Genomic DNA, 6,417 nt, shown 5'->3' on the forward strand with positions numbered 1-6,417 from the left:
TAACCTTAAGGACGCATATTCTCGGTCACGAGAGCCCCTGCGGCGTGTCTACCGTAGTAGTGCGAGCAACGATTTCCCGGAAGGCAGGGATCCCCAGATCGACAGCCTCCTGCTTCCTAGCAATCTGCGCATCAAGTTGGGCGAGCTTCTCCTCAGCGTGAGTGAGACTGCTCTGCAGCCCCTCAATTTCGCCGAGCCAGCCTTCGCGTTCGGCTTCCTGGATCCGGGCTTGCAGGTTTTCGCGAATCTCGACCAGTCGCGGCCTTTCCGTCGCGTGCACGATCAGAACTGGGCAGCGGACACAAGCGTGCTCATGAGCACAGTCGGTACCGTAGGCGCGACAGCACTCGCCCAAGGCCAACTTGCGTCGTTCGAAGTGGCCGAGGAACTCGTCCCACTCCTCCGGTGTGACCGTTCGGTATTCCTCAACTGGCCTCAAGGCCCGGCGACGGGCGATGAATGCCCGGTGAGCCTCGATGGCATCCGCGGGGTAGATGGCGGCGTATCCCATCGTGGTTCCGATGTGCTCATGCCCAGCAATCACCTGGGCGATGTGCGGCGGCAGGCCGTTAAGGATGGAGTCCGTGATGAAGATTCTGCGAAAGTCATGGGGCTGGAACGTCAGCGGTTTTCCGGCACTGTCGAGAAGCCCCGTGTCGGACAAGGTCTCGTTGATCGCTCTGCGAATGAAATTCGCTGACAATCTATGGCGCTCTGCTGCGTGGCTCTCCTGGAAGAGCAAGGGCATCGGCGGATTCCAGACCCGTTCGTGTCCGTCGTAGCTCGGGATCACGGGCACCCTACCGTCAGTGCCTCGGATTCGGGACACCACTGTGCTCAGCACGTCGGCCAACTCCGGCGTGACCAGGAGGAGCCGTTCCTGATCAGTCTTTGATGGCGCGATCTGCAGGAGTGGAACGACCTGTCCTGTGGTGGGGAGGGTGTAGCTGATGATGCTGTGATGCCCCAGCTCCTGAAGTTCTTCGATTCGGATGCCGGTGTGCCGCAAGGTCTCGATGGCCGCCCACGCCCAGAACGCCAGCCTCTCCTCTGCGCCAAAGTCACGTGCGACGCCCTGACTCTCCCAGGCCCGGGTCGGGCGACCGTTGATGCGGGTGGTCGTTTTCGGGACGGTGAACGTCTCGCCTGAGACAGTGAATTCGGTGCCGAGAGGTGCCTCGTTGAGCGCGCGGAGGCGGGCCTGGGCTTCCTTCAGGCGGCGCTCGGCAGCCTTGACGAGCATGGGCACGGCCGGTAGCCGTTCTCGGGTGCGCTGGTCCATGCGGGACTTCAGTTGACGTTCTGCCTTTTTGACTACGATCTCGGCAGCGCTGATCGGACAAGGAGCGACCCAGCCGGCCCACTTTTCTGGTTCCTCAAGAGCCCACGGCGCGAGGTCCAGGTAGAAGGCCCGTACCTGTGTCTTGACAGCCACGGCACTTCTTCGCGGCTCGGTTGTTTCCACCACCGAGCCGTCTGACTGGCGTTTGCGTACGACTTTCGTGGCCAGTCGGGCCTTCCAAGCTGCACTGACCTCAGTCGACAAATGCAGAGAGTCAATTCCCGAATGATGGCGTTCGATATCTGCCCAGAACCGCAGCGCCAGCGTGGTCGACAGTGCTTTCACCGTTCCGTAGTCAACGGCCGGAGACCGCTCCAGCAGATAGGCCACGATGGCATCACGGACTGACTGGCACTTCAGCTGATAGCGGTCCACGAGTTGCTCTGGGTGGACTTGCCCACTTCGGTATGTGATGCGCCGCAGGGTTGGGGGTGCGTCCGCAGGAAGACTCCCCAGGTCGCGGAACCATTCATAGGCCGTTAGGATCCGTATGGTTTCTCTGCTGTCGGACATCTGAAGCCACAGCAACAGGTCCCCGACGGCAATATCCCGGACGCCGCCGCCTTGCGAGACGATGATCTCGGCGATCAACTTTAGAGCTTTAGATCCGTTCTTGCTTGACACCGCGTCAGCTGGCAGCGATGCCCTCAGGTGGGCGAAACCCTCGGGATCGCGGGAAACCTCGATGGCCGGCCGTAGATGCCTGGACAACACACCATTGATGAACTCAGGGTTGGGCCGGATCGCATCCGCGCAGAGCAAGGCAAGGAGGCCCGTTCTGGGCATCGATCTCCCAGGCCGGTGTCCGGCCGATCTGGCCCACGCCGTGAAATCGTCCTGCCAACCTGTGGATAGGGCCTGCTGGGACGAGCAAGGACTCGCCTGCCAGCGTTGCTGCCAGGTTGTGCCAGGGAACGTTTCTAACCAGCTCAGCAGGAGACGCGCCCCACGCATCCGGGCGTCCTGTGCCCGGTCAGCAGAAGCTCGCAGCGGGGGCTGCCCGAGTCGGTGAAGAATCTCCTCGCGTGGGGCTTCCGTCTCGAGCCACGTAGTAAGGGGCGGCCTCGGAGGGAACCTGCCGATCAGGGCGACCGCTTCAGCACCCGTCAGGTCGGTGTTCCGCGCCACGAAGTGCGCAACGGCCTGCGTCTCAGTGATGGTCATGGCATCTCCCGGCCGAATAGAACTGACAAGGAGTTCGGGTTGTAGGCAGGCTCGACCGGCTCGGGGGGAGCGTTGCGCCGTTCTTCCTGACGGGCGTGATGGGCGAGACCGGCGACGATGACGTCGTCCCTGGTGGGGCGGTTGTAGATGTCCAGCGTCGACAGGCTTTTGTGGCCGAGGATGTGCTGAACGTAGACCGGCGGCATGTCCGGATCGTCGAGCATCAAGAACGTCGCTGTGTGCCGCAGGTCGTGAAGGGTCCAGTTGGCGCCCAGGAGTTCGTTGGCGCGATTGAACATCATGCGGGGCCGCGTCGTACTCCAACGGCCTCCAGGGGCGGCGTAGCGTCCACCACAGAGGCTGCTGCCGACCGCGGGGGACGCCCTTCTTCCAGGCCTCTTCCTGGTACAGCCGCAGCCAGACGAACGCGTCGGGTGTAGAGGGCAGCTCTTGGTAGTCGCGGGTGCCCTTGCGGATCACGCCGATGGTCTGCTGGCCGACGATCGCGCCGCTCTGCTTGGCGGTGAGCAATTCCTCCGCGCGGGCGCCGGTAGCGACCCAAAAAGCCAGCAGGGCCCGGTCGCGGTGCGAGCGGAGGCCAGCAAAGACCTCGGTGTACTTCTCATCAGGGATACGTCGTGGGACCCGCTTGGGGATCTTGGGTCGGTAAAGACCAGTCCGCTGCCTCTTGTGTTCCTTCTCAGGGTTGTGGTGGGCGTGGGCACGGGCAGAGCGCCGACTGCGGTCGAGGGGAAAGGGGTTTACCAGCAGCGATCCCGTGTTGTGGTCCAGGTGGAAGTCGTAGAACGACCGCAGAACCGTCTCGCAGTGTGCCCTGGTATTAGGCGCGTACTTCGTGCCGACAGTGGGCTTTCCGGTCACCGGGTTCGGTGTTCCGGGTGCCGGCCTTCCGGTCCGGGACGGTCGGGGTATCTCGGCGGGCTCCTTGCCGCGGTGGCGCCAGTGGACGCGTACCGGCTTGTCCGCCAGTTTCATCCATAGCATGAAGTCCCGGGCATCCTCACGAGTCGCGCGGTCCCACTCGATCCCGAGCACCCACAGGTAGCGCCACCAGCGAAGTAGATCCATGCCGTACGAGCGCGGCGTCAACGGTGAACAGTCCCTCGCCAAAAGGTCCTTCAGGTACACCGCAGCAGGCTCGACCGGCCTTCCGATCGGATCCAGCAGCCGGTAGGGCTCCCACGGATCTCCAGTCGCGAGTAGCTCGCCCACCTCAGGCAGCAGAAAGCTCTTCAAGTCCCTTCCGGGACGTTGTTCACCAGGCATGACAGGAAGCTAGCAGAAAGTGCCTCTGACCTGCGAAGACGCATGATTTAGTTCGGTCAATAGGTCGAATCTGCGCAGGAACACCTGCCAGCACCGGTCGGTGTCGGATGCGGTGGCGCCGGTCTTGGACCACCGCAGCCAGACCGGCTTGGGGTCGACTCCGGAGGGGAGGTGGTGGACCTGGAGGCGGATGACGGTGCCCTCGATGACGGGCAGTTCGGCAGTGGGGCTGACACATGCGCACCGCCGGGTGAGCCGGGGTGGAGATGGTCCCAGGCCCGGGCGGTCGCCTGGCCGTAGAGGCCGGTGTCCGTGACGGCCTGCTCGGCGCCCCAGGTTGCGGGGTCGCCGAAGACGAACTCGCTGCCGTGTTTGGGTGGTCGTCCGCCTTCGGGGCGGTAGACCCGTGGCGGGGTCGGCCGCCGCATCACGCGGTCCGAACGCAGACGGCCCAGGATCTCGACGGGCAGGTCGGCCAGCATGTGGGCCAAGCGCGGGGCGTCGTAGCCGGCATCGACCACGACCAGGATGTCCGGGTCGCCGTGGTGCCACTGGTTGGCGGTGATGAGGCGCTCGACGACCTCGCGGAGCTGGGCGGTGGTGAGGGTGGCCACGTCGGCGCCGGGCGGGAGCCTGACCGCGTCCAGGACCGCGGTCCACGACGTCCGCCCGGTCTCCAGCGCGGCCACGATCGAGTAGGGCCAGCCGGGGAATCATCAGGTGTTTGTTGTCGCCGTAGCCGTAGGTGTGGCAGAAGCACCGGTCCGGCGCGGTGTCCGCGTCCGGGCGCAGCCACGGTGAGACGTCGACCGCGAGCACAAGGCGGCCGTCGGCCGCCTTCGGCAACGGCACGGCCGCCACCGCCCGCCGCAGCCGGTCCACGTCCAGACGGCCGCGGTTCAGTCCCGCGTATAATGCGCCGTGTCCTCGCCGGTGTTCGGCCGCGAGTGCTAGTCCGACCAAGGTCTTCACCGGCCCGTCGCACACAGCATCGCATCGGTGAGTTCGAACAGTGCATCCGCCCGCGCGGTCATCGACGCGTACAGCTCCGCACGGAAGGCTGACAGCAGCCCGAACGGCTCCCGCGTGACATCGTGTTGCAGCAGACTCACCTCTACGGTCTTCGTCTGATTCGGTGCCTCTGTGACGGAGCACAGGATCAGACGAAGACCTCCCTACTGCGCTTATCACTATGAGTGAGCAAGTTCGAAGCGCGATTCGACCACAACAGCAGCACCAGTGACACCCACCCCACTGAGACCGCCCCACCTACTCGCATCTACCACGAGATCTACCACGAGAGTTAACCTCGACGTACCCTGCTGGGTTGATGACTGTCCTGGTCGGCTGCTTCCGTCGGGAAAGGGTGGCTGCCGCCGGGGATCGCAAGGTGACGGCAGCCGCGCCGGACTCCTGTACGACCAACAGGAATGAGGAAGCAATGCGATCTGCTGCAACCAGGGCACTCGTCAGCGCAGGCGCCGTCATTGGGATCGCTGCCGGAAGCCTGGCGGGCGCGAGCGTCAGCGTCGCGACGGCACCGCCAGCTGCCGCGACGACGGCAAGCGCCGAGGACGTCTCCACTCTCGCGGTGAACAACCTCGGCCTCAACACGGAGCATGCCAAGAACTGGCAGTGCTACCTGGACTACTGGGGGTACCGCCCCGGTGAGATCGACGGGCAACTGGGCACGAACAGTTGGAAGGCGGCGCAGCAGCTGTTCAACGACTACGGCTACAGCGGCAGCCAGAAGCTCGTCGTCGACGGAATCGTCGGAACCAACACGATCAAGGCACTACAGAGGTACTTGAACTGGTCCGGTGTCGAGAACCTTGCCGTCGACGGGATCGCCGGACCGGAGACCAGGGCTGCGTTCTGGCGGGCAACCACCGCCTGCTGAGCCGACCTGACCATCGGCCGAGTGGAACCCCCGGGTTTGATGGAGACATCGAACCCGGGGCACTTCAGCTGGCCGACCTGGACGCCGACGCCCTCGACGCGGTGACTTGCGCATACACCGCAGACATCGCTCGCGGCACCACCCCCGCACCCGAGATCCCCGCCCCCGCGGGCCCAGCGGAACGTGAACAGCGCCGCGCCGGACGACGCACGAGCGAGCATCGGGCACCGGACGGCCTGCTGCCAGCTGCCGCCCTGGACGGTAAGGCCTGACCGGAGCCCACACCGAGACCGTACGCGTGGAAGTCGGCGTCCGTGCCGGTCAGCAGGAGCTGGGCGGCGGCACGGGCGAGTGGCTGGTGCCCTTGATTGAGGATCAATACGTAGTGGCCGTTCAGGGGGCCGCAACTGGCGAGGCGTCTACAACCGGCTGCGGATGTGGGCCGTCGACGGCACCTGAGAGCGGGTGTTCACCGCATAAAACTCAAGTTGAGCTTGTTCTTTAAGTGCGCCACGAGCGCAGAGAGTGAGGTTGATGTAGGTAGACCCACTTGATGCGGTGCTGTGCAGATGATGGGGGTTGTGGCCCTTCGGCGTCGCCCTGCGGGGGGAGGCGTCAAACCACCTCAAGCTGCGTTGGCTGATTGTGTCCTGAACGAGAAAGGGAGTTGGTTGTAGGACAGCTTCTGGAATCGGTGCTGTGCGAGAGATGAAGGAAGGCCCTT

3 protein-coding genes and 1 pseudogene are annotated in these 6,417 nt (G+C 64.4%); 1 reads left to right on the top strand and 3 read right to left on the bottom strand.

Annotated elements, in window-relative coordinates:
• Positions 1–25: 25 nt before the first annotated feature.
• The 3 genes and pseudogenes from ABZW18_RS21360 to ABZW18_RS21370 all read right to left on the bottom strand — a co-directional run.
• Positions 26–1,933 (bottom strand): site-specific integrase, encoded by a 1,908-nt coding sequence (locus ABZW18_RS21360; RefSeq protein WP_356189616.1) that lies wholly within the window; start codon positions 1,931–1,933, stop codon positions 26–28.
• Positions 1,934–2,502: 569 nt separating this feature from the next.
• Complete coding sequence (locus ABZW18_RS21365) at positions 2,503–2,808, bottom strand: site-specific integrase (RefSeq protein WP_356189618.1); 306 nt, start codon at positions 2,806–2,808, stop codon at positions 2,503–2,505.
• A gap of 1,048 nt (positions 2,809–3,856) precedes the next feature.
• Positions 3,857–4,905: pseudogene (locus ABZW18_RS21370) on the bottom strand (transposase); the annotation flags it as partial.
• A 329-nt stretch (positions 4,906–5,234) separates the two neighbouring features.
• Between ABZW18_RS21370 and ABZW18_RS21375 the strand changes: the two are divergent.
• Positions 5,235–5,693, top strand: coding sequence for a peptidoglycan-binding domain-containing protein (locus ABZW18_RS21375; protein WP_356189620.1), 459 nt, complete (start codon positions 5,235–5,237; stop codon positions 5,691–5,693).
• The last annotated feature ends 724 nt before the right edge of the window (positions 5,694–6,417 follow it).

The organism is Streptomyces sp. NPDC004647, assembly GCF_040609575.1.
GTDB lineage: Bacteria > Actinomycetota > Actinomycetes > Streptomycetales > Streptomycetaceae > Streptomyces.

Bases quoted from the DNA above. Each gene is read 5' to 3' on its own strand.
- ABZW18_RS21375 (WP_356189620.1), top strand. From the start codon at position 5,235: ATGCGATCTGCTGCAACCAGGGCACTCGTCAGCGCAGGCGCCGTCATT.
- ABZW18_RS21365 (WP_356189618.1), bottom strand. From the start codon at position 2,808: ATGATGTTCAATCGCGCCAACGAACTCCTGGGCGCCAACTGGACCCTT.